Raw genomic sequence first — 22,959 nt, forward strand, 5'->3', positions numbered from 1 at the left:
CCAGTGCGTTGCTTTTCCACGCGTTGTAGCACCTGGCGTGGGCTATAGAGAATCATCTGTATCAAACATTTAGAGAAATGGTATAATTTACTTTTCAGAAGTCCGTAGATAGTCACCGTGTCAGTCAATTGCTCCCAATGCCAAAAGCGTTAATCGCTGTGACTTAGTCAGACCATTAACACCAGCAATATTCATACCCTCATAAGGTCTTTGACTTCTAAGAACTTTCACACACTCTCCTGTCTCGACATCCCAAAGCCGGATTGTCTGGTCTTCACTGCTACTAGCAAGCAGACAAGAATCGATGAATACTACTGCATAAATCCATCGCGTGTGACCTTGCAGAACTTTCAAACACTCTCCAGTTTCCACATTCCAAATTCTTACCGTTTTGTCGCTACTTGCACTTGCTAGCAAGCGACCATCAGGACTGAAAGATACACTGATGACAGCCCCAGAATGCCCATGCAGGGTTGAGAGACATTCTCCGGTCTTAACATTCCAGATTTTTACAGTTTTATCTTCACTACCACTAGTCAAGGTTTGTCCATCTGGGCTGAAGACGGCTGACCAAATGGCTTTATTGTGTCCTGCAAATTTTCTGATGCATTGTCCTGTCTGCACATCCCAACTGCGGATCAAAGAATCTGCACCAGTGCTAATCACAAACTTGCCATCATGACTAAAAGTAACTGTTGAGACAGCCGCGGTGTCATGTTGAAAAACGTGCAGACATTGCCCAGTATGCACATCCCATATTCGCACCTGTTTGTCACTGCCACCACTAGCGAGGGTTTGCCCGTCGGGACTAAAGGCGACTGAAAGCACCCAATCTAAATGCCCTCTCAAGATTTTCAGGCACTCTCCAGTTTGAATATCCCAAATCCTGGCTGTTTCATCAGAACTGCCGCTTGCCAAAGTTCTACCATCAGGACTGAAAGCTAGAAAGCGCACCCAGTTTGTATGACCCTTGATAGTTCTGATACACGTGCCAGTATTGATGTCCCAAAGTTTGATGATTTGGTCTTCACTACCACTAGCTAGAATTTGGCATTCAGAATGATGATTGCGTGGAGAGGCGGCTAATGCCCAGATACCGCTACCATATCCCCGAAAGCTGCGGAAACATTTTCCTGTGCGAACATCCCAAAGTTTAATCGTTTGGTTATCATCACTGGCAATCAAATTTTGTTCATTGGGACTAAAGGCTAGCGATCGCAAAGTATTAGTATGTCCCTGTAATGTTTTCAGACATTCGCCAGTGTGAATATTCCACAGTCGGATAGTTGTGTCACTACTACCACTGGCAATGGTATTGCCGTCACTACTACAAACAATACACCAAACATGACCTGTATGTCCTTGGAGTGTATGCAGACATTGACCTGTAGATACATCCCAAATCCTCACAGTGCCATCTGCACTACCACTCACCAGCATTTTGCCATCAGTGCTGAATGCTACTGAATATACACTCATGGTGTGTCCCTGCAAAGTTTTCAGGCATTCGCCAGTATTGATATCCCAGAATTTAATTGTCCGGTCAATGCTTCCACTGGCTATAGTTCGACCATCAGAACTACAGGCAACACAGAAAACCCAATCCGTATGTCCTCGCAGTGTTTTCAAACACTTGCCAGTCTGTATATCCAACAGATTAATAGTTTGGTCGATACTGCCACTGGCAAGGATGGGGCGATCGCCACGTTCAAGCAAAGCCACAGAAAAAACAAAGCTAGTGTGACCTCTAAATACTTGCAAACATTGACCCGCAAGATTCCACTGCTTCACTGTTTGGTCATCGCTAGCACTAAATAGGGTTTGACCGTCAGCGCTAAACACTATCGAACGTACCCAGCCTGCGTGTGCTTCCCAAATCAAGCGCTGTTGTCCATCTGTTGTTTGCCACAAAGAAATTTTGCCGTCAGTATCGCCACTTGCGATCAGACTACCATCTGGAATAACCGCTACCGTAAAGATGTAACTTAAATTAGCAGTAAACGTAGATTTCGCTATATCCGAATGAGCAAAGTTAGTCTGCTGTAAGTTTGCACCTTTTAAATCCGCTTGCCAAATCGTTAACTCAGAAAAGTCATGATTGCTTAAGTTTACGTTTAGTTGGCGAAGTAAATTAATCGTATTTCCACCCACATATCCTGTTTCAATTGATTTTTTGCCGCGCAGTGATGCCACAATCGTCATCAACTGGGCTTCTATTTGATGGGCGGTTCCAAAAATAGAGAGTAATTGTTGAATAAGAGGATTGAGAATCAGGTAAATTTGGATTTCTTTGATGTAGTCTTTGGCTGTGGCTTTGATGAGAGCATGGGTTTTGAAGAGGGAAATCTCCTGATTTTCAATTTCGGTGCAAACGTGTTGAATTAAGCAACTAGTCATATACTCCATCAAAACAGGCTGTAGCGTAAACAACCCACTGCCTTTTTCAATCAAAGAACGCCTCTCTAAAGCTTCTAATGCTGCCAATAATTGAGAACTGGTAGTTGGCGATCGCAAATCAGCCTGTAATTCTGTAAAACTTACTGGTTCGCGATTAATTGCCAACCAGTACATAATTTCTTGTTCCAAGGCTGACAAACGCCGAAACTGCTGTTCTAACAAATCTTGAATATCACCAAATATGATCGTGCCTTGAGCAAGAAATTGAGAGATATTACTGTCAAATAAATCACGAATAGTAGTGGCTACAATTTTCAAAGCCAAGGGGTTGCCAGCATAAGATTGAATTAGGGTTTGCCAGTCATGAGTTAACCCAGTAAAATTTCCTTTACAGTTAAAGATAGCTTGTCCTTCTGCAATTGATAAACCAGATAACTGTAAAGACCTAACGGGTAATGTCTCTCCTTCTAAAATGGCGATTTCTTTTGGTTTCTCTCGGCTTGTCAGTACTAAACAACTTTGATGGCGGAACTCACCAATTCTTTGCAAAAGTTCACCATAACCTTCATATCCTGACCTATAATTACCTGTCCTTCCTAGCTCACTACTTGTCAAAATAGTCTCTCCATTATCGAGAATGATTAGACAGCGATGCTTTTGGAGATAATTAAGCAACCGATAAATTTTTTCACTGACAGATTCCGGTAATTCACTTTCTTTTTGTTGAGATATAAATTGAATTAAACTAGCAAGTAGTGATTCTAAACTAGGAGCATTATGGAGAGAACGCCAGATAATATACTCAAATTGTTCCTGAATTTTCTCCCCTAACTTTACAGATAAAGAAGTTTTGCCAATTCCACCAATTCCCAATAATGCTACTAACCGACAGCGGTCTTTGAGTATCCATTTTTCGAGAATTTCTAATTCTTGAAAGCGTCCATAAAATACAGTAACATCAATTGTTTCGCCCCAATCCTGATGCCCCTTAGTAAAGAGAAAAATCGGGGAGTTTGATTTTGGATTTTGGATTGGGGATTCTCTAGTTTTATTCTGTTGTTTGGCTTGCCGTTTTAATGCTGAACGAAAGTTATTTTTCGTAACTTTCACGCCTAGAACATCTGAAAGCATTTTCCAAAGTTGAAAGCCTACAAGTTTAACGTAGTCGGCATCATATCCTAAACTTTCCGCTATCTCTGGATATGTTTTTTGTTCCCAACACTGTCTAAATATGACTTCTTGCAAGTCATTTAAAGCTGTTTCTTTCAGAAGGCTTTCAACAATGGCTAAAGCTTCTTCAATATTCATTCTTCGCAAAAATTTTTCAAATCACAGAAAAAGAAGCTTGCAATGAGTGCTTAAGTACTCACTACAAACTGCGGTTTATTTATGTCTATCTACTTAATTGTTATAACCTGTTGTGAGAACTACTAACTATAGCTAACTAAATTCTATAACTTTTAATAACTTTTAGTAACTGCAAAGGCTGAGCAAGTTTTTTAGGATGCTATCAGTTGCTGCAAAACAAGCAACAACTAAATCATAAATCATCACTGTCATTATTCGGAAATATGACCACAACCTTACAAAGACGCACAAGCGCCAATGTCTGGGAGCGTTTTTGCAATTGGATTACCAGCACAGATAATCGTCTATACATCGGTTGGTTTGGTGTGTTGATGATTCCTACTTTGCTCGCCGCTACTACCTGCTTTATCATCGCTTTCATTGCGGCTCCTCCCGTGGATATCGATGGTATCCGCGAACCCGTTGCCGGTTCTCTACTTTACGGCAATAACATCATTTCTGGTGCTGTTGTGCCATCTTCTAATGCGATTGGTTTGCACTTTTACCCCATTTGGGAAGCTGCATCATTGGATGAGTGGCTATACAACGGCGGATCATACCAGCTAATCATCTTCCATTTTCTAATCGGTTGCTTTTGCTACCTCGGTCGGCAGTGGGAACTCAGCTACCGTTTGGGAATGCGTCCTTGGATATGTGTGGCTTATAGCGCACCCTTAGCTTCTGCTACAGCAGTGTTCCTCATCTATCCGATTGGACAGGGTTCTTTTAGTGACGGTATGCCCTTAGGTATTTCTGGAACCTTCAACTTCATGTTAGTGTTCCAAGCCGAACACAATATCTTAATGCATCCTTTCCATCAACTAGGTGTTGTGGGTGTGTTTGGCGGTGCTTTAGTTTCTGCTATGCATGGTTCCTTGGTGACTTCTACCTTGGTGCGCGAAACTAGCGAAAGCGAGTCAGGCAACTACGGCTACAAGTTTGGTCAAGAAGAAGAGACATACAACATTGTTGCTGCTCACGGCTACCTGGGAAGGCTTTTTTGGCAATACGTCAGCTTTAGAAACTCCCGTTCTTTACACTTTGTTCTCGCAGCTTTACCTGTAATTGGTATCTGGTTCACCGCCTTGGGTATCAGCACAATGGCGTTCAATCTCAATGGTTTTAACTTCAACCAGTCCGTAATAGACTCTCAAGGACGTGTGATTAATACTTGGGCGGATATCATTAACCGTGCCAACCTGGGGATGGAAGTGATGCACGAGCGTAACGCTCACAACTTTCCTCTAGATTTGGCTGTTACTGCTGCTGTAATCAACAGTTAAGTTTTTAGCAATTGAGGTTTCGGTTGTTGTTCTATGAGTGCTTAATGAATTACAACCAATGCTAGCGCTCCTCAAAGGGGCGCTTTTTCTTGTCTCCTAAGTACAGCTTTGCGTAAAAATGCAGGTTTTTAAACGCAAAGGTACGCAGAGTCAGCGCGGAGGTACGCAGAGTGTTGGTGCAAAAATTTCGCTATCAACTTATGTAATGTTGTACTAAGTTTTTAAACTAGAACCCCACGAGCAATTGCCCACAACGAGGGAATGAAAATTTCTTCCCCGATCCCCGATCCCCGATCCCCTTTCCCCTATTTTCAAGACAGGGTAATTGGCAAATGATATCAGAAAGAAGCATTAAAAAGCATATGTGAATTATTTTTGAGAATGGTAATGCAGTTGGCGATCGCATAATATACTGATTTAACAAATCAAGTACAGCGCGATCGCACTTTAACCATCACATTTTTTAATTCAACTTATCCGTAATTAACTCTCAAAAACTTGTAAGTATTACTGGGACGGACGTAGATGCACGAGCGTAACACTCACAATTACCCTCCAGACCTGGCTGCTACTGCTCCTGCAATCTCCTACCACTTCAGATTTCGGTTGTTATTTCTATGAGTGCTTAACGAAATACAACTGATGCAAGCGCTCCCCAAAGGAGCGTTTTTTTATTAGTCAAAAGTCCAGAGTCAAGAGTCAAAAGTAATTACTCTGGACTTTTGACTCTTGACTCTGGACTCCGCGTAGCGGTTACAAAATCCCGACCATGTGCAACAGACCATGTCCGGTAATCAATTCAATCACCAGAGCAATAAAACCAAGCATGGCAATACGACCATTCCATACTTCTGCACTCGTAGTAATACCCCATTCCCAACCCTCTGGCGGATAGATTTTGACCTTTTTCTTCATTTGGTAGACTTGGGAGAGCTTAATACTAGGAGCTTTGAGAGCATCAACTACCAAGTCTGCTAACGCTCTAATAAATACCGGATGGGTGTTGAGAGCAGGTACGCGGCGGAAGTTATGAATTCCTGCTTCTTCTGCTATTTCTCGATATTCGAGATCAATTTCTTCGAGTGTTTCAATGTGTTCAGAAACAAAACTAATCGGTACGACAACCAAGTCTTTCACGCCTTTGGCTGCAAGTTCCGGGATAGCATCTTCGGTGTAAGGTTGCAGCCATTCTACTGGGCCGACACGACTTTGGTAAGCCAATGTATAGGCATTGGGTCGATTGAGCGTCTGCATAATTGCATAGGTGCATTCCTCAATCTCTTGCTGGTAAGGATCGCCTGCTTCTTCTACGTAGCTTTTAGGAACGCCGTGAGCGCTAAAGAAGACATGAGCATCATCTGCATTGGGTACTTGGTCAATTTCCTGGGCTATCAATTCCGCCATTGCCTGAAGATAGCTTGGTTGATTGTACCAAGAAGGAATAACTGTGTATTCAATACGCTGAAGTCTTGGGTCTTCTTGCCAAAGTTTTTCTAATAGTCTAAAGCTAGAGCCGCTGGTGCTGATGGAAAATTGAGGATAAAGGGGTAATATTACCAGTTTTTCGATGCCATCTTGAATGATACGAGCGATCGCTTCTTCTGTGTAAGGATGCCAATAGCGCATTCCTATGTAGATTTTTGCATCTTGCCCCAAGGCTTGCAGTTGTTCTTTCAGGGCTTCTCCTTGGGCTTCGGTGATGCGCCGCAACGGAGAAGCACCCCCAATTTTGCGATAGTTTTCTTGAGATTTTTTTGTGCGGCGTGAAGCAATAAACCAAGCTAGGGGTTTTTGCAACCAGGGAAAGGGTAGGCGAATAATTTCTGGATCGGAAAATAAATTAAATAGAAACGGCCCAACATCTTCTAATTTCTCTGGACCACCGAGATTGAGTAGTAATACGCCTACACGACCCATAGCAGTGAAAGTCCCCCAATCTTTTCAGCTTTTTCACTAATGTTAACAATATATCTTTATTAAATATATAAGTTAACGACAAGGAATAAAGGCAGTGGCTACAATTTTACGAGATTGGAGTTATCGTTACCAGTGGCTTTATGATGCTATATCCCGTTTGGCGGCTATAAGCGTAGGTGGCGAAGAACGTTTCCGACAACTAGCTTTGCAAGGCTTAACAATTAACTCAGATACGAAAGTTCTAGATTTGTGTTGTGGAAGCGGACAAGCAACGCAATTGTTAGTGAAATTGTCACAAAATGTAACAGGACTAGATGCCTCACCCTTATCTCTGCAACGTGCAAAACAAAATGTACCACAAGCAGAATATGTGGAAGCTTTTGCTGAGGAGATGCCCTTTACAGATAATGAATTTGATTTGGTGCATACGAGTGTCGCGTTACACGAAATGCAGCCTGAGCAATTGCGAAAAATTATTAAGGAAGTATACCGTGTGCTAAAACCTAGTGGAGTGTTTACGCTAGTAGATTTTCATAATCCTAGTAATCCTCTATTTTTACCATCTGTGTGGCTGTTTTTATGGCTGTTTGAGACAGAGACTGCTTGGCAGTTGCTAAAGACTGATTTGCCTGGGTTGTTAGTTGAGACAGGGTTTAGTATTGATAAGCAAAGTTTGTATGCAGGCGGAAGTTTGCAGGTGATCCAGGCGAGGAAGTAAGGAAAGGGGGAGAGATGTAGAGACGCGCCATGGCGCGTCTGGGAGAGGGGATGTGTACAAAGCTAAAATGTTATAGATTGATTGATCCGATTGCTATAGGTTAGTTATGACTGAAAATAAAGCATTAATCCAAAATGCTGACATGGGAGATTTGACTGATTCATCTTCAGTCAATGCAGATGAAAAACAAATAGTTGCTCTGCGTACTTTGCTAAAATTACCACCAGAAGAACGCAATGCATTGTTAGCGAAGCAGGCGGCGACTATTGCAGAATATTTTGTCCCAGGTAGCGAGGAGATGGAGTGGGCAGAAGAATATGTAGAAGATGAAAACTGGGATGACGAGTAGTGAACCTAAGCGGGGTGAGATTTGGCGTGTCCAGCTCGATCCTACCAGAGGCGATGAAATTCAGAAAACACGCCCGGCTATTGTGATTAGCGCTGATGGATTGGAAGGTTTGAAACTGCGTTTAGTCATCCCGATTACTGGTTGGAAACCAGCATTTTCTGGCATTCCTTGGATTGTACAAATAACACCTTCGTTACAAAACGGATTAACAAAAGCTTCTGCTGCTAATCCTTTACAAACTCGCTCCGTTTCTGTAGAACGTTTCACAAATAAACTGGGTGTACTGGAAGAAAAGAAGCTGGAAGCGGTAGTATTAGCATTGGCTGTGGTAGTTCAATATCCATAGAGATTGCATGCACAAATTACAAAGCGTTTAATACCTGCGTTTGAATCCAAATGAGTAATTCCTGGTTTACTCGTTCGGGATGCTCATCATGAGCACAGTGTCCGGCGTCTTCCACTTCTATTAATTGCAGTGCTGGGTTGTAATTTAAGAAACGACGAGACAAAGCAGGGGGAATCATGCGATCGCACTTACCCCATAACAACAAAGAGGGAATCTGGAGATTACTTAAAATAGACTTAATGCATGGGAAAAATTGCGGACTGAGCATGGCTTGGATAATCGCACAAAATGCCCTAGCAGAGTGGCGATCGCGAGCAGGTGTTGTGAGAATTTCAATCAACTCTTCCGTAATTGCTTCTTTACGGGCATAAGCCATTCCTACCCAATGTCTGAGGACACAGGGATAACGCAAAAAATAAAACAGCGATCGCAACAACAGAGGTGAGGCGCAAATATTTTTAAAACTACGCAGTAACGGACGTATCACTGCTGGAATTGATTCTTCAGTGCTTGACGTATCCGGTAGACTAATCATAACAACGCCTCGCACCATCTCTGGATGAGCCGCTGCTGCTGCCAAACAAGTTACAGAACCAATCGAATTACCCACTAGCACGACGGGTTCTTTCACAAACGTCCGCCAAAACTCGTAGACTTGCTCTACCCAAAGTTTGACAGAATAAGAAACATTAGGCTTGGCAGATGCTCCAAAACCCAATAAATCCAATGCGTAAACATTGTAGTACTTTGCTAATTCTGGTATATTCTGTCGCCAGTGACCAATAGAAGCACCAAAACCATGCAGCAAAATCACTGATAACTTACTTTTTGGATTAGGCACGCAGGCGTAACGAATCTTCCAACCCCGCCACAACCAGTCTTTATGGTTACAGTAATGCTGAACAGTTGGTATATGGTAACGCACAGTAGATTTACTCACAGATTGTAACGCCTCATTTTCTCTGTTTAGCGTCGCCATAAAAGGCAGACCAACTATCAAACAGGCGGTAGAAACCCAGACATAGAAACTAATGACATCTGATTGATTAATAGCAAAAACAATCAGAAATATTGAGAATGGTAACGCTGTCAAGAATACTATTAGATAACTGGGTATCTCAATTTGAGGATAATAGAAATCACTACAAGTATTCATTAATTCCTTACACCTTGAATTTCTGTTTCATGTATTAGGATAATTGTTTCAGCACCTAGTCTACCCATTTCTGGCGCTTCTCCCATTTCCATTTCAATCGCATAAGTCCACGTACCAGAATCTGGTTGGAAACTTAAAATTTTGCCCATACCACCAAGAAAGAAAACTACTTGATTGGCACTATATCTTGGTACTGTTTTAGTAGGCATTTTTATCCTCCTGGTAATCGGTGATGTTGAATTCAATCAATAGAGTGATAGTGCCGGCTGCTAATAGGTAGTTATTATTTGTCAACAATAAACTAGTCACAACCAGTAACTAAAGACTTTTAACTATTAACCAAAAATTAACAAATTTCTTAGTTATGTTTTTTGGTTGACGACAAGTTTTTAATAAACCTCGCGTTCGTATTTCGATAATATTTCTCCTCAGTACTGAAAATCCCTATCAATAGAGTTAGAATATGGATACTCTAAAGGATGATTTTTGTAAAATTTTGTGGTTAAAAACGCCGAAAAGCTTTGTTGGCTATCCTTAGAACTGCTAGCCCCTCAGTTGTACTTGCATTCTCTAAGCATAAGGGTTGAATAATCAATTGTGTGTAACTCAACTGTAAAGACATCGATCGGTGGAGGATGTGATCGTAAAGCCTGAAAAGAAAAAAAATAAGAAAGACAGATCCCCGACTTCTCACCAGAAGTCGGGGATCTTACAGAGTGCAACCTCAGATAGAATTGGTTCAAGCGAGTGAACCTAAATGCCGCAAGAATTACTATTGGTGCAATAAGTCATTAGATTAAGCGCGCCATCAGAGCCAATATAGATCGGTTCACATTAGCTGTCACTTAAGCAACCTGCACCAAGCCCTCCGGGTACCCTGCGGGAACGCCTTACGGCGTACGGGGGTTCGCAATCGTGACGGGAAGCGGAACCACTGCGGTGGACGGGTCTCCCGGCATAAAGCAAGTGGCGTCCAAGACTGCGACCCCCTCACCGATGCGCGTCTACAAACCCCTCTCATAATTCTCGTTACCAGGTTTAACCTGGTAACGAGGATATGGAGGCTCTGCCTCCAGGCAGTTGCAGGTGGTGCAATATATGAGTTAAAATATGTGACTTTCCAATAGAGATGCGATCGCTTCTGGGTGTACCTTTTTAAATTCCTTTTGACCCAATTGTAAAATACAGTTGGGTGCGCTATCGCAACATTTTAAACAGCCAGTAGTCTCAATCACAACTCGATCTTGTAAACCGCGATCGCACAAAGTCTTTTGTAATTCTGATAATAATCCTTGACCACCCCGTTTGCGGCAACCGGACTTTTGACATACCAAAATTCTCGCTTTTGGTTGCAGGGGTATTTTTTGCATTGGACAAATACCAAGTGGTTTCACCCCATAAACTTTGAATTTGATTTTGCCCGTATGGGAATTTAATTTGCTCAGACCAAATACGCGAATGAGTTCACCAGGTTGTAAGTTTAAACTGAGAGAGCAACGTAACTGTTTAGGAAGTTTCAGCCGCACTTCCCCAGATGCGATCGCCAAGCGCAAGTATTTAAACTCCCCTGGTGGATCGCCTACAAAACCAAGAAACTGTCCCTCCAAGTTAAATTCCGATAAAGTCAGGTACTTGTCACTCATTTTTTTTGATTGTTGGTGGTTGATGGTTGGTTGTTGGTGGTTGGTTGTTGGTGGTTGATTGGTGGTGGTTGGTTGATAGTTCCTTTTTCCAAACAACAATTAACAAACAACAAGCAACAAACAACAAACAACAAATTTTATGCGAGACGCTTTGCTTCAAAAGTTTGAGGTAGTTCTAGCGGATCTGGTAAGTTAGGAAAGGCTAATTCCCAACCATTTGCCAAAGTAAAAATCTTACCCTCTGCTCCTTCTGTTTGTTTAACAACTTCTTCCTCAAGGTCTTTTTTAGCAACATAAACAACCAAAGTACCAGCACTATTTTTACGCAGCATTACTTTCATGATTATGATTCCTCATTCTAAATCTTTTGATTTTTCAACCAGTTCCAGTTCTTTTTTGCGACAACCAACGATAAATCCCGTATTTAGGAAATGTACTGCATAGATATAGGATCTCTGTAAAAAAGAGCCTATGCTAACGACGTAACCAATCTCTCCCTTTTTACCGAGAATTACACCAATTTCTTGACCTGGAAAAGTTCCATCGTTCTTGATCTGCTTGCGGAGTCGAACTTTATCACCTATGTCAAAAGCAGGCGGATCGTATAGCTCTATTTCATCATCTGATTGCATGGGAAACCTTCTGTTTGTAAACTAAATTCAGAAGTTCTTGAGTAGTGAGGCTGCGTTTTTTCTCGATTGACTGCTGCCGTACTGCGTCTAATACAGATTGGGTTTCTTCTGTATTGAGGATGATGCCATGTTGCTGTAGCAAATTAGATAGCAAATGCCTGCCAGAATGCTTACCTACAACTAAACGCCGCTCCCAACCAACTTCTTCGGGTGCAAATGGCTCGTAGGTGATAGGGTTTTGCAACACACCGTGAGCATGAATACCAGATTCGTGAGCGAAGGTATTTTCACCAACAATTGCTTTCCAAGGCGGTACAGTGCAACCAGATGCGGCTGCTACCAGTCGGGACAGTTCTAACAAACGCTGAGTATCGATGCCAACATTAATACCATGAATGCGTTTGAGAGCCATGATCACTTCTTCTAAAGCTGCGTTTCCTGCTCTTTCACCCAACCCGTTAACTGTGGTATTCACTGACGAAGCTCCCGCTTTTATACCAGCAAGGGCATTAGCAGTTGCTAGACCAAAATCATTGTGGGTGTGGATTTCCACAGGAATCGTCAAAGCCGAAACTAGCCGATTGACTTTTGTGTAGGTGGTAAAGGGGTCGAGAACGCCGACAGTATCGCAGAAACGAAACCGCGATGCACCCCACTCTTGGGCATAGTGCGCTACATCAAAGAGGAAGTTTTCATCTGCACGAGAAGAATCTTCTCCTCCTACTGCTACCCAAAGACCTTGATCGACAGCAAAGCTGATACTATCTTTGAGTTGTTGCAAAGTTATCCGCAACTGACCGTGAAATTTCGCAGCAATTTGAATTCCAGAGACGGGAATGGAAACATGCATGCGGCTCAGACCACAGGCCATAGAAGCCCGAATATCTGAAATGACAGCGCGATTCCAGCCTAGCAACTTAGCAGATAAACCTAAGTCAGAAATTGCTGCGATCGCTCTTGTTTCCTCCTCACCCATCGCCGGAATACCGACTTCTATCTCGTGAACGCCGATAGCATCGAGAAATTTGGCGATCGCTACTTTTTCTTCTTTGTTGAAAGCAACACCCGCTGCTTGTTCGCCATCACGCAGAGTCGTATCATTAATAAGAACTTGATTCATTGCAAGAATACCTCTTAGGCAATATTTTTCATACCATTTCTGGTTTGATGCCCCGAAAAATTACTGGTAATGAGCAATGACTTAATTAAGGATAAAAGATGAAGGATGAATAATGAATGTTGAAAATTTCATAATTGACATCTTGCACTATTCTCAACAAGAGCCAGAGGCTCTTAATTCTCGTTACCAGGTTCAACCTGGTAACGAGGGAGGCTCTACCTGGAAGCTGTTGCAAGTAGTGCAAAGTTCATAATTCATAATTCATAATTTTTTCCTTCTTTATAATTTTCACCCAATCATTCTTTGCATTCTGTATGGCATCAAACCAGGAATTGGTATAAATTAATGATTATTTTCTCCAGGATGATTAGAGATTTCATCGAATAGCATGTAGCTAATATAAGTCTTAGCAATTCCTGATATAAGTAATAAGCTAAATCCAGCAATTAAAGTGGAAATCATAGTGTTCACCTCGAATGTTTGCAATTTTTACTGTTGACCTTACGCAGATGCCCGTACTTCAAACTAAAATTGAAAATCGTGCAGCTAGTACATCATGACGACAATAATTTGACTTTTGACTTCTGTATAGCAGTATTAGGTTTGGTCTTCTAACCAATCAAAAATTCGTTCCAGCTGCTCTATGTCAACTAAACCATATTGCCAAAGAAGCATGGGTAATGGATCGTTATCTAACTCTCTTTTTCGCAGAGCCACAGCGATATCCCCTCTTGAAAGTGCAAGTTCATTCTGCAAAAAATCGATGAATTTTATATCACTGTGACAGTTCACTCTCATAGAAAATTTGACAAACAATGGTGAAGTGTAAAGTATGAATTGTTGCTAAGTTTCACTGGCGTGAGCTAGCAAATATTTTTCATCCTTCTCTATCAATTAGCTTGGAAATGACTATCTTCGTTGCTGAAAATTTTTCTCATTCCCCAGAATGCTAGCCGCAAAAATAAACTTCTGAGATTTGATGAATTGTGTTAGTCAAACAATTAAAGCTGCCAGCATTCCTCTAGCCAATCGATTAATTCTTGACGAGAAGCCATAAATTGCTTAACGGTACTGCGAACGAGAATTGCAGCAAGACCGCTATTTATTTGTACCCGCAATGAACCATCAGGAAGACACGAACAAGGAATCATTAATTCTTGCAAGCGATGATAGACTTGCCAGCGATCGCTCAAAGGAATCTGGACAATATAGCGATCGCCTAAAGTGTTAGAACTGTGCATTTGTTGATTGTTGGTTGTTGGTTGTTGGTTGTTTTATTAACCACCAACTATTGACTCTTGACTCTGGACTCTTGACTATTTAGTTTTTGTTCGAGTTGCTCGATGCGTTCTAGCAAAGAGCGGATCGCAGTTGCTTCTACATCAGGAAGCTTGCCATGTTCAAGAGGAGAGAGACACTCATCCCGTTTGCGAGAAATATTCCGTCCGGGAATTCCTACCACAGTGCAATCCGAGGGGACATTCCGCAGCACAACTGAACCTGCACCAATGCGGACGCGATCGCCAATGGAAATATTACCCAAGACTTTCGCACCTGCTCCTACAACAACGTTTTTGCCCAAGGTGGGATGGCGTTTACCAGTTTCTTTGCCAGTTCCGCCAAGGGTGACGCCTTGGTAAATCAAGCTGTAATCCCCGACCATGGCTGTTTCACCAATCACAACTCCCATACCGTGGTCGATAAACACCCCTTTACCAATTTCTGCACCTGGGTGAATTTCAATCCCCGTCAAAAACCGCCCGAAGTGAGAAATTAAGCGGGGGATAAAAAACACCTTGTGATGGTGCAACCAGTGGGCGAGACGATGCAAACAAAGCGCGTGAAACCCAGGATAGCAAAACAGCACCTCTAACCAATTTCTTGCTGCCGGATCGCGCTCAAAAATGATGCGAAAATCACTTAACAGAGGTTCCAAAAAAACTCCAGAAGCCAGAGTTTTATTTTGGTCGGTATTTGCACTAGCCGACGTTTTTGCAGTCTTGGAATTTCGGATCGGGTCTAAGGTTTGTTGCATCGGTTATGCCCTGATTAAAAAAGCGGTTCCCTATTTTTCTGCTTATATCAGGTTGCTTGCAAAGGAACTGTGCATCCGATGCTGATTGGATTTATTGGATTGATTAAGGTTGTACTCAATCCCTCAAACCCTGATTTAATGGAAATTTAGAATTCTTTTGGGGGTAGGGGTGCTAGTATTCTCGGGCTGGGGGTTCTGGTATTTTTGGGTGCAGGGCTAGGTATTTTTGTACTCAATTGCAAGCTCTTTGCGAGTAGGGCTTTGCAGCGATTTAGGCAAGAGATTTTTGCATAACTTAAAGTGTACTCATCCGCACGAAAATATGCGGTTGATAATATGAAAAGTAAAATTTCTGTATATGCAATCACTATTGATATTTTATTATTTTGTTGGGGAAAAAACAAGTCTAGTCAAGGGTTAGTAGTTAGTGGATAGTGGATAGTGGGGAATAGGGAGAGTGGGAGAGTGGGAATGGGGAGATGGGGAGATGGGGAGAATAACTACTAACCACTAACTACTAACTACTAACCACTAACCACTAACCAGTAGTAACAGCGATCGCAATTTTGCCTACAGCATGTCCGTCTTCGCTATAGGCATGAGCGGCGGCTAATTCTTGTAAGGGATATGTGCGATCGATAACAGTGCGAATTTTACCTGCTTCAATTAACTCTTTCAGATAAACTAAATCTTGGGCATTAGGCGATTCAAACACGAATTTAGCTTTTTTACCAGGAATGAAAGTAGTCAATACTCGCTGTAGGAGATTTTCCGGAGTAGGCAGTGTAGTAACGTAAACTCCGCTTGGTTTAAGGACTTTTTTGCAATCAGAAAAAGAACGCTTACCAACTGCATCAAAAATAATATCGTACTGCACAGTATCTTGGGTAAAATCTTGTTGCGTGTAATCAATGACGCGTAGACGCGTAGCGGCTTGCCCTTGGGCATCCGCTCCCAGAGATTTTACTAAATCCAGGTTCTTTGTACTGCAAACTCCTGTTACTTCTGCACCTAACACCTTAGCAATTTGGACTGCAAAAATTCCCACACCACCGGAAGCCCCATTAATTAAAACGGCTTGTCCTGGCTGAATTTTACCTTGGTTTCGCAGTGCTTGCAAAGCAGTCAGCCCTACCATGGGTACAGAGGCAGCTTCTACATAGCTCATATTTGTTGGTTTGGAGAGCAGCAAACTTTTCTGGAACAGCTGCAAATTCTGCGTAAGCACCTCCGCTAAGCGGGCTGAGAGTAGCGTAAATTTGGTCTCCTATCCTGAAGCGTGTAACATTAGAACCAACTTCTACAACCTCACCCGCCAAATCATACCCAAGAATCATTGGGAATTTATTGCCTGTGAGAATTTTCAACATACCCTTGCGGGTTTTCCAATCAACGGGGTTAACGCAGGTGGCATGAACCTTGACAAGTAACTGATCGGGTTTTATTTTCGGTGGTGCTACATCTTCGTATTGCAACACATCTGCGGAACCATACTGACGAATGACAACTGCTTTCATAGTTTCCCTCCTAGTGTCTTGATTTTTCGATTGAACTAAGAAAGCATCTTTTTGCGGATAAATTCAGTTTAGTTAGTAATTTTGCAGTCAAACAACCTCCTGTTGAAAGGGAATTAGAATTGCGATCACGATCGCACAAACAACATTGTTTTGCATTCGCTGGCTACCGCATGACAGCAGCCAGCGAAGAGAGTGACTTATGCAGTTGCCATTGCCATTCGCTGACAAGATTCAGCACAACGACGACACATATCAGCACAAGCTTTCATTTGAGCATCATCGCCGAAGCGATCGCAATCTTCCGCACAGCGAGAGCAAATTTCCGCGCAAGTACCACAGGTACGAGCGTGCAATTCAGAAGTCCGAAGCATAAAATTAGCGCTGGTTTCACAAATTTCAGCGCAGTCGAGCAATAGCCGAATGTGAGATTGTTCTGCGTGATTACCGCCTTTTTGTAAGCAGTATGTCACGGTATTCAAGCAGATGCTGTGGCAGTCTAAGCAGTTTTGAATGCACTCCTGCATCTGCTGATTAACTTGGTTCAAGGTAAGTTGTTGTATTGCCATAATTTTTACCTCTCCAATTGCTGAGGTTAGAGGCTCGATTACCTCTAGCCTCACCTTAAAAAGGTGCAAGTACAATTACCTCTATCTAATGGAGTGACAAATATTTGTTACTTATGAAATATAAGGATTTCATACTAATTTCATTTTTGTATGCATAACTATTTTTTTGTAGTTGTGATTACAATAATTTCATTTTCTTACAAAAAGCTAAATAACGCTTGATGTGATTTAAGGCTATGACCAGAATTATGTTTTAAAAATCGACCACAGATGAAATACGGCGATCGTTTTTTGAATCTGGACAGATGAGTGCATGTGAATTTGATTGCTTAGCCGATAGTCTTACAGAAAACTCTGCGTACCTCTGCGTTTTTATTTCGCTACAGTTTTGTGCAAAGCTGTACTAAAACAATCAACATTGTTCATGAAAAACCGCCTTTCAAAAACGGAAGGCGGTTTGCATAGCTTATAGTCGTTGAGAACTTTTAGTAGTCAAACTCACCACCCATGCCAGCACCAGCACCAGCTTTTGCTTTAGGTTCCGGCTTGTCAACCACAATGCACTCGGTTGTCAGCACCATACCTGCGATCGAAGCGGCATTTTGCAGAGCAGAACGGGTAACTTTAGCAGGGTCAACGATACCAGCTTCAAACATATCAACAAACTCATTCTTGACTGCATCGAAGCCGATATCAAATGGTTTTTCCTTGACTCGTTCAGCAACCACAGCGCCATTTTGACCAGCATTATCAGCAATTCGCCGCAGCGGAGCATAAAGCGCACGGGCAACAATCATCGCACCGATTAGCTCATCACCACTTACATGTTCAGCTGCCCACTCCTCCAATTGTGGAGCTAGGTGTAACAGAGTAGTGCCACCACCAGGAACAATACCTTCTTCCACTGCTGCTTTAGTTGCGTTGATGGCATCTTCCAGGCGCAGCTTCTTGTCTTTCATTTCCGTTTCCGTAGCAGCACCCACCTTGATCACAGCTACACCACCAGCTAGTTTTGCAAGACGCTCTTGCAACTTCTCTTTGTCGTAGGAAGACTCAGTTTCATCTATTTGACGGCGAATTTGCTCAATTCGAGCCTTCACAGCTTTTTCGTTGCCTTCAGCAACAATCGTGGTGTGATCCTTGGTAATGGTGATGCGTCTAGCTCTGCCCAGCATATCTAAGTTGGCGTTTTCCAACTTCAGGCCAGCTTCTTCGGTAATCAGTTGACCGCCAGTGAGGATGGCGATGTCTTCTAGCATCGCTTTGCGGCGATCGCCAAAACCAGGAGCCTTGACAGCAGCAACATTCAGTACGCCCCGCAATCGGTTGACTACTAGAGTTGCTAAAGCTTCTTTCTCGATGTCTTCAGCAACAATCAGCATGGGCTTGCCAGCACGAGCCACTTGCTCAAGTATTGATACCAAGTCTTGTACTAAAGTAATTTTTTTATCAGTCAGCAGTATGTAAGGCTCATCGAAAACTGCTTCCATCCGTTCTGGATCGGTAACAAAGTATGGAGAGATGTAGCCTTTATCAAAGCGCATCCCTTCAGTGATTTCTAGTTCGGTGGTCATAGACTTCCCTTCTTCCAGGGAAATTACGCCTTCCTTGCCCACCTTTTCCATCGCGTTAGCAATCATCTGACCAACTTCTTCGTCATTACCAGCCGAAATGGCAGCAACTTGGGCAATGGCTTTGGACTCTTCCACCGGACGGGCATGTTCGGCAATTTTTTCTACTAGGAAGTGGGTTGCCTTATCAATTCCCCGCCTCAGGGCAATAGCGTTTGCACCTGCGGCTACGTTCCGCATTCCTTCTCGAACCATCGCGCTAGCTAGGACAACCGCCGTTGTTGTTCCATCACCAGCAACATCATTAGTTTTAGCCGCCGCTTGACGAATGAGAGAGACACCAGTGTTTTCTACATGGTCTTCTAACTCAATTTCTTTAGCAATGGTGATGCCATCATTAACAATCTGAGGAGCACCAAACTTCTTCTCTAGTACTACGTTACGACCTTTGGGGCCAAGAGTAATGGCTACTGCTTCAGACAAAATGTCCATACCCTTTTCCAAAGCACGACGAGCCTCTTCGTTGTAAATTATTTGTTTAGCCATAAATATTCCTCCTGCACAAATACGAGTACTAGGTACTGGTGATTGGGTATCGGGGATTGGGGATTGGGAATCGGGCATTGGGAATTGGGTATTGGGCATTGAAGTACTGATTTTTCCTATGCCCCATGCCCTTTGCCCTTTGCCCCAGAGTCCCTAGTGCCCACTAAGTAAGCGTCGCCAGGACATCTTTTTCCGTCACTAGTACGTAATCTTCAGTACCGATTTTGATGTCCGTCCCAGCATACTTGGAATAGAGAACTTTATCGCCCACCTTCACATCCATTGTCTGACGTGAGCCATCTTCATTCCACTTGCCAGGGCCAACAGCCACAACTTCTCCAACTTGGGGTTTTTCTTTGGCTGTGTCAGGAAGGAGAATTCCACCAGGGGTCTTCTCTTCTGATTCAGCAACTTTAATGAAGACACGATCGCCAAGTGGTTTGACTGTAGAAACGCTCAGAGATACTTTTGTCATATGCAATCCTCCAGGCGTTTATTGATAATTTATAAAGTAATTTTGAAGAGTTTATTTGTTGTCTGTTGAATTAGAAGTGTTTATCTCTCCTTACCAAAAGTTACAGTCAGAATTTACTATCCTTGGAAGGGAGGATTAGCACTCTCTTATTTCGATTGCTAATGTAGTTAAAAAGACAAGCAAACAGCAACTTACTTTAGGTGTGGTTTGCCGAACTATAGGAGTGTTGAAAACAAGAAATATTCTCAAGCGTTATTTCATCAAAGAATTTGCCAGCCGACGAAGTTGACCTCGGAGGCTAAGGTCAATTACCCGAGAGCCAACTTTAACAATTAAACCACCAAGCAGATCCGGATCAATACGGGTTTTGAGTTCAACTTGTTTAGCTCCTGTCATCTGTTTGACTTTTTGGGCGATCGCTTCTTTTTGTTCTTCTGTAAGTTCAGTGGCTGCGATCGCCTCAGCTAGCACGATCCGATTGAATTCACGCAACAAAGCTTGATACTGCTGACAAATCCCTTGTAACCACGAGATCCGGCGACGGTCTACTAAAAGCATTAAAAAATTGAGAACGTAGGGATGAACCTGGGTTGCTGTAATCTGCTGGAGTACAGTCTTCTTTGCTTCAGCCTTGATGAGCGGATTGGCTAAGAAATCATTTAACTGTTTGGATTCCTCCAGTAAGTCCAGTAAAAAGCTAACATCTTGGTTAATTCGCTCTATCAAACCGTGATTCACAGCTACAGACATCAATGCTTCGGCATAGGGTTTGACAATTTTAGTACTAATAACGCTGTGTCTCATAAATATCATCTCCCAGCGTCACATCTAGATTAAGCCAAAATAGTTAGGAAAAGCGATGATGTTGACTGGAAACATCATTTATGCTATAGCTAGCGGCTATACTACTTCAGGTATAACTCTGGAATACTTATCCCCTATCAACTCGCCGCACTATGAACAGGGGTGAGGTTTTGTTATGTTTGACTCTTTATTACGGGCTTACGCTCCTTTATTTATATGGATAAGTTTAGGAATAATATTGTTTCGGTTTATACCAACCAGTTTCTCTACACGGCTTGGTATTGTACTTTACTGGGTTGGGGTTCCACTACAATCTTTCATGTTCGGGCGTCGAACGGAACTAGGCGGGGAAACACTGCTGATTCCCTTGGTTGTTGTGGAAGCCTCGCTGCTAAGTATGGGTTTAGCACTACTGAGTTGGTGGGGATGGCAAAAGTTTAATTACTACAATGCACAAGAGCTACCCAAGCAGCAAATTTCCCTAGAGCGATCGCTTGATGCCGGAGCAGGTGCTATTTTTCAAACCGCACTCCAAGAGCAACATGTCACGCGATCGCGCTTTGGCAGCTTTATCTTAGCTGCCATGCTTGGTAATACAGGCTTTATCGGGATGACATTAGCAGACGTCCTTATCGATCCCCTTTATTTGGACTGGGCAATTATATACAACGTTTCTGGTATCATCACCTACAGTCTAGCTGTGTTCATCGCTAGCTATTTTGGACAAAGTAAAACACAACATCCTTTGTGGAATTCATTACGAGATGTTCTGACAGTTCCTAGCCAGTGGGCTTTTTTCGTTGGCTTGCTCAGCCAAGATATGGAATTGCCTTTAATTGTCGAGTCAGGATTGCAGGCAATGATTTGGGTCGTCTTTGCTAGTGCTTTGTTGCTGCTTGGCCTTCGTCTTGGCTCCATCAAATGCTGGCCAAGTTTGGAACTCGCCCTAATTCCGGCAATGTTAAAAGTTTTAGTCATCCCCGCAATGGTGGGGTTAACTGCTACCTGTCTAGGATTAACAGGTGAGCCACGCCTGGTATTAGTAATGATGGCAGGAGTTCCCACAGGACTGGTGACGCTAATCTTAGCCGAGGTGTATGACCTAGACCGAGAGTTGCTGATCGGTAGTATTACTCTGACTTTAGTAGGGGTATTGGTAATTCTGCCTGTGTGGGTGACTTGGTTGAACTAAGTTATTGTTCTTTGTTGGTTGTTAGTGGTTAGTAGTTAGTGGTTGTTGACTATTGACTATTGACTATGGACTAATGACTAAGGAGCAGCATCCTGTAATTCTCCTGGACGCACCGTTAACTGCAATGTTTGTTTGCCCCGCTGCACTTTCAACCGCAATGGTTGACCAATTTGGCTATTTTCCACTGCGTTTTGCAATTGGTCAGCAGAGGCGATCGGATTGCCATCTATTTCTAGGATGACATCGCCTCGGCGCAAACCAGCAGATGCTGCTGGGCTATTGGGCATAACTTCTGCAACAAGCACCCCATTAATTTCCGGTACAGTGAATGGTGCGTTTGGGTCACGATTGGATTGTTTCGCTAACTCTGGCGTCAGAGTTAGCATCCGAATACCGATGTATGGGTGTGGAATTTTTTCACCACGAGCCAGTCTATCTTTGATTGCCTTGGCTTTGTCAATAGGAATCGCAAACCCGATTCCTTGAGCTTCAGCGCGAATCGCGGTGTTAATACCGATGACTTCGCCACGAGCGTTTAACAACGGGCCGCCGGAGTTACCAGGATTGATAGCAGCATCAGTTTGAATAAAGTCTAGCCGTTTGTCAGGAATGCCTACTTGGGTACTGGAACGGTTAAGAGTACTGATAATTCCTAAAGTTACAGTATTATCTAGACCTAATGGATTACCGAGTGCGATCGCCCAGTCTCCTACCTGCACATCGCTGGAGTTTCCCAAGGGAGCTACGGGTAGGTTTTGTCCCTCAATTTTGACCACCGCCAGGTCTGAAGGTTCATCAATTCCCCGCACGTCCCCTCTAAATGTGCGCCCATCTCTAAGGGTGACTTTTACAGTGTCAGCACCACTAACAACATGAGCATTAGTGAGAATTATGCCATTGCGATCAATAATAAAACCCGAACCCAGCCCTTGTAGGTGATACTCTCGCGGTAATCTAGGAAAAATGTCTTCGCCAAAAAATCTGCGAAAGAAGGGATCATCAAAGAAAGGGTTGGGGAATTCTCTAGCAATGGTACGCTCAGTATCAATCCGTACAACTGTAGGCCCAACTCGATTCACAGCAGCAACAACAAAGCTGTGGTCACTATCGAGTGCTACTGACACATTAGTAGGTGTAACTGACCGAAACTCAGAACTTTGAGGTTGGGAGTTGGGAAGCAATAGAGCCGGAAATGCCCGTAGGGTAGTCAAGGTTAAGGCAATACTCAAGATAACAGCAAGAGCATGGCTGCCAACTTGACGCAGAGGTGAAAAACGTTGATCGGAAGCTGTCATGGAAACCAACCTCCATTTTTGAATACTAATTAAACTTTGAAAGAAAATTC

22 protein-coding genes and 1 pseudogene are annotated in these 22,959 nt (G+C 42.9%); 6 read left to right on the forward strand and 17 right to left on the reverse strand.

The genetic code is table 11. The annotated features are described in order from the left end of the window. Nucleotides 1-120: 120 nt before the first annotated feature. A complete protein-coding gene (locus tag FIS9605_RS0128025; protein ID WP_026735542.1) occupies nucleotides 121-3,705 on the reverse strand; it encodes an NB-ARC domain-containing protein in 3,585 nt (1,194 codons plus the stop codon). Nucleotides 3,706-3,968: 263 nt separating this feature from the next. Here FIS9605_RS0128025 and psbA point away from each other — a divergent pair, with 263 nt between their 5' ends. After that, nucleotides 3,969-5,027 carry a photosystem II q(b) protein gene (gene psbA, locus FIS9605_RS0128030; RefSeq protein WP_026735543.1) on the forward strand — a complete coding sequence of 353 codons (1,059 nt, stop codon included), beginning with the start codon at nucleotides 3,969-3,971 and terminating at the stop codon, nucleotides 5,025-5,027. Between the two features lie 753 nt (nucleotides 5,028-5,780). Here the strand turns inward: psbA and hemH are convergent. Continuing rightward, nucleotides 5,781-6,944: a ferrochelatase gene (gene hemH / locus FIS9605_RS0128035; protein ID WP_026735544.1), complete on the reverse strand. Its 1,164-nt coding sequence runs from the start codon at nucleotides 6,942-6,944 to the stop codon at nucleotides 5,781-5,783. 94 nt (nucleotides 6,945-7,038) lie between these two features. Between hemH and FIS9605_RS0128040 the strand changes: the two genes are divergently transcribed. From FIS9605_RS0128040 to FIS9605_RS0128050, 3 genes are all read left to right on the forward strand, one after another. Beyond that, nucleotides 7,039-7,662 carry a class I SAM-dependent methyltransferase gene (locus tag FIS9605_RS0128040; protein WP_026735545.1) on the forward strand — a complete coding sequence of 208 codons (624 nt, stop codon included), beginning with the start codon at nucleotides 7,039-7,041 and terminating at the stop codon, nucleotides 7,660-7,662. A gap of 106 nt (nucleotides 7,663-7,768) precedes the next feature. Continuing rightward, nucleotides 7,769-8,011, forward strand: a complete 243-nt coding sequence (locus FIS9605_RS0128045) for a hypothetical protein (RefSeq protein WP_026735546.1) — start codon at nucleotides 7,769-7,771, stop codon at nucleotides 8,009-8,011. Next, nucleotides 8,001-8,357 carry a type II toxin-antitoxin system PemK/MazF family toxin gene (locus tag FIS9605_RS0128050; RefSeq protein ID WP_026735547.1) on the forward strand — a complete coding sequence of 119 codons (357 nt, stop codon included), beginning with the start codon at nucleotides 8,001-8,003 and terminating at the stop codon, nucleotides 8,355-8,357. The genes FIS9605_RS0128045 and FIS9605_RS0128050 overlap by 11 nt, the downstream gene beginning before the upstream one ends. Nucleotides 8,358-8,373: 16 nt before the next feature. Here the strand turns inward: FIS9605_RS0128050 and FIS9605_RS38445 are convergent, their stop codons facing one another. From FIS9605_RS38445 to nifV, 6 genes are all read right to left on the reverse strand, one after another. Next, on the reverse strand, nucleotides 8,374-9,513 hold the full coding sequence (locus FIS9605_RS38445) for an alpha/beta fold hydrolase (protein ID WP_035140289.1): 1,140 nt from the start codon (nucleotides 9,511-9,513) through the stop codon (nucleotides 8,374-8,376). After that, on the reverse strand, nucleotides 9,513-9,722 hold the full coding sequence (locus FIS9605_RS0128060; RefSeq protein WP_026735549.1) for a hypothetical protein: 210 nt from the start codon (nucleotides 9,720-9,722) through the stop codon (nucleotides 9,513-9,515). The genes FIS9605_RS38445 and FIS9605_RS0128060 overlap by 1 nt, the downstream gene beginning before the upstream one ends. An 894-nt stretch (nucleotides 9,723-10,616) precedes the next feature. After that, a complete protein-coding gene (locus FIS9605_RS0128065) occupies nucleotides 10,617-11,156 on the reverse strand; it encodes a (2Fe-2S) ferredoxin domain-containing protein (RefSeq protein WP_026735870.1) in 540 nt (179 codons plus the stop codon). A 137-nt stretch (nucleotides 11,157-11,293) separates the two neighbouring features. Further along, entirely contained in the window at nucleotides 11,294-11,497 is a 204-nt protein-coding gene (nifT, locus tag FIS9605_RS0128075; protein ID WP_026735550.1) for a putative nitrogen fixation protein NifT, read from the reverse strand. Nucleotides 11,498-11,509: 12 nt separating this feature from the next. Further along, nucleotides 11,510-11,788, reverse strand: coding sequence for a nitrogen fixation protein NifZ (locus FIS9605_RS0128080; RefSeq protein ID WP_026735551.1), 279 nt, complete (start codon nucleotides 11,786-11,788; stop codon nucleotides 11,510-11,512). Continuing rightward, entirely contained in the window at nucleotides 11,775-12,908 is a 1,134-nt protein-coding gene (gene nifV, locus FIS9605_RS0128085; protein WP_026735552.1) for a homocitrate synthase, read from the reverse strand. The genes FIS9605_RS0128080 and nifV overlap by 14 nt, the downstream gene beginning before the upstream one ends. A 112-nt stretch (nucleotides 12,909-13,020) precedes the next feature. Between nifV and FIS9605_RS43170 the strand changes: the two genes are divergently transcribed. After that, complete coding sequence (locus FIS9605_RS43170; protein ID WP_155960552.1) at nucleotides 13,021-13,161, forward strand: hypothetical protein; 141 nt, start codon at nucleotides 13,021-13,023, stop codon at nucleotides 13,159-13,161. 344 nt (nucleotides 13,162-13,505) lie between these two features. On the opposite strand, the gene FIS9605_RS0128095 is transcribed toward FIS9605_RS43170, so the two are convergent. From FIS9605_RS0128095 to atpH, 8 genes and pseudogenes are all read right to left on the reverse strand, one after another. Next, nucleotides 13,506-13,706, reverse strand: a complete 201-nt coding sequence (locus FIS9605_RS0128095; RefSeq protein WP_026735553.1) for a DUF2949 domain-containing protein — start codon at nucleotides 13,704-13,706, stop codon at nucleotides 13,506-13,508. A gap of 203 nt (nucleotides 13,707-13,909) precedes the next feature. Further along, nucleotides 13,910-14,149, reverse strand: a complete 240-nt coding sequence (locus FIS9605_RS0128100; RefSeq protein WP_026735554.1) for an Asr1405/Asl0597 family protein — start codon at nucleotides 14,147-14,149, stop codon at nucleotides 13,910-13,912. 47 nt (nucleotides 14,150-14,196) lie between these two features. Continuing rightward, nucleotides 14,197-14,943: a serine O-acetyltransferase gene (cysE, locus tag FIS9605_RS0128105; protein WP_026735555.1), complete on the reverse strand. Its 747-nt coding sequence runs from the start codon at nucleotides 14,941-14,943 to the stop codon at nucleotides 14,197-14,199. Between the two features lie 538 nt (nucleotides 14,944-15,481). After that, a pseudogene (locus tag FIS9605_RS38450) lies at nucleotides 15,482-16,460 on the reverse strand (NAD(P)-dependent alcohol dehydrogenase). A 197-nt stretch (nucleotides 16,461-16,657) separates the two neighbouring features. Further along, nucleotides 16,658-17,026, reverse strand: a complete 369-nt coding sequence (locus FIS9605_RS0128115) for a four-helix bundle copper-binding protein (RefSeq protein WP_026735556.1) — start codon at nucleotides 17,024-17,026, stop codon at nucleotides 16,658-16,660. 485 nt (nucleotides 17,027-17,511) lie between these two features. Beyond that, entirely contained in the window at nucleotides 17,512-19,143 is a 1,632-nt protein-coding gene (groL, locus tag FIS9605_RS0128120; RefSeq protein WP_026735557.1) for a chaperonin GroEL, read from the reverse strand. Nucleotides 19,144-19,306: 163 nt separating this feature from the next. Beyond that, the gene (gene groES, locus FIS9605_RS0128125; protein WP_026735558.1) at nucleotides 19,307-19,618 is read right to left on the reverse strand and encodes a co-chaperone GroES; all 312 of its coding nucleotides are present in this window, start codon (nucleotides 19,616-19,618) and stop codon (nucleotides 19,307-19,309) included. 252 nt (nucleotides 19,619-19,870) lie between these two features. Beyond that, nucleotides 19,871-20,422, reverse strand: a complete 552-nt coding sequence (atpH, locus tag FIS9605_RS0128130; RefSeq protein WP_026735559.1) for an ATP synthase F1 subunit delta — start codon at nucleotides 20,420-20,422, stop codon at nucleotides 19,871-19,873. Nucleotides 20,423-20,597: 175 nt separating this feature from the next. On the opposite strand from atpH, the gene FIS9605_RS0128135 reads away from it, so the two are divergent. Next, nucleotides 20,598-21,614: an AEC family transporter gene (locus FIS9605_RS0128135; RefSeq protein ID WP_026735560.1), complete on the forward strand. Its 1,017-nt coding sequence runs from the start codon at nucleotides 20,598-20,600 to the stop codon at nucleotides 21,612-21,614. 77 nt (nucleotides 21,615-21,691) lie between these two features. Here the strand turns inward: FIS9605_RS0128135 and FIS9605_RS0128140 are convergent, their stop codons facing one another. Further along, a complete protein-coding gene (locus FIS9605_RS0128140) occupies nucleotides 21,692-22,909 on the reverse strand; it encodes an HhoA/HhoB/HtrA family serine endopeptidase (protein WP_026735561.1) in 1,218 nt (405 codons plus the stop codon). Between the last annotated feature and the right edge of the window lie 50 nt (nucleotides 22,910-22,959).

Origin of the sequence: Fischerella sp. PCC 9605, assembly GCF_000517105.1 — a bacterium.
In the GTDB taxonomy this organism is placed as follows: domain Bacteria; phylum Cyanobacteriota; class Cyanobacteriia; order Cyanobacteriales; family Nostocaceae; genus PCC9605.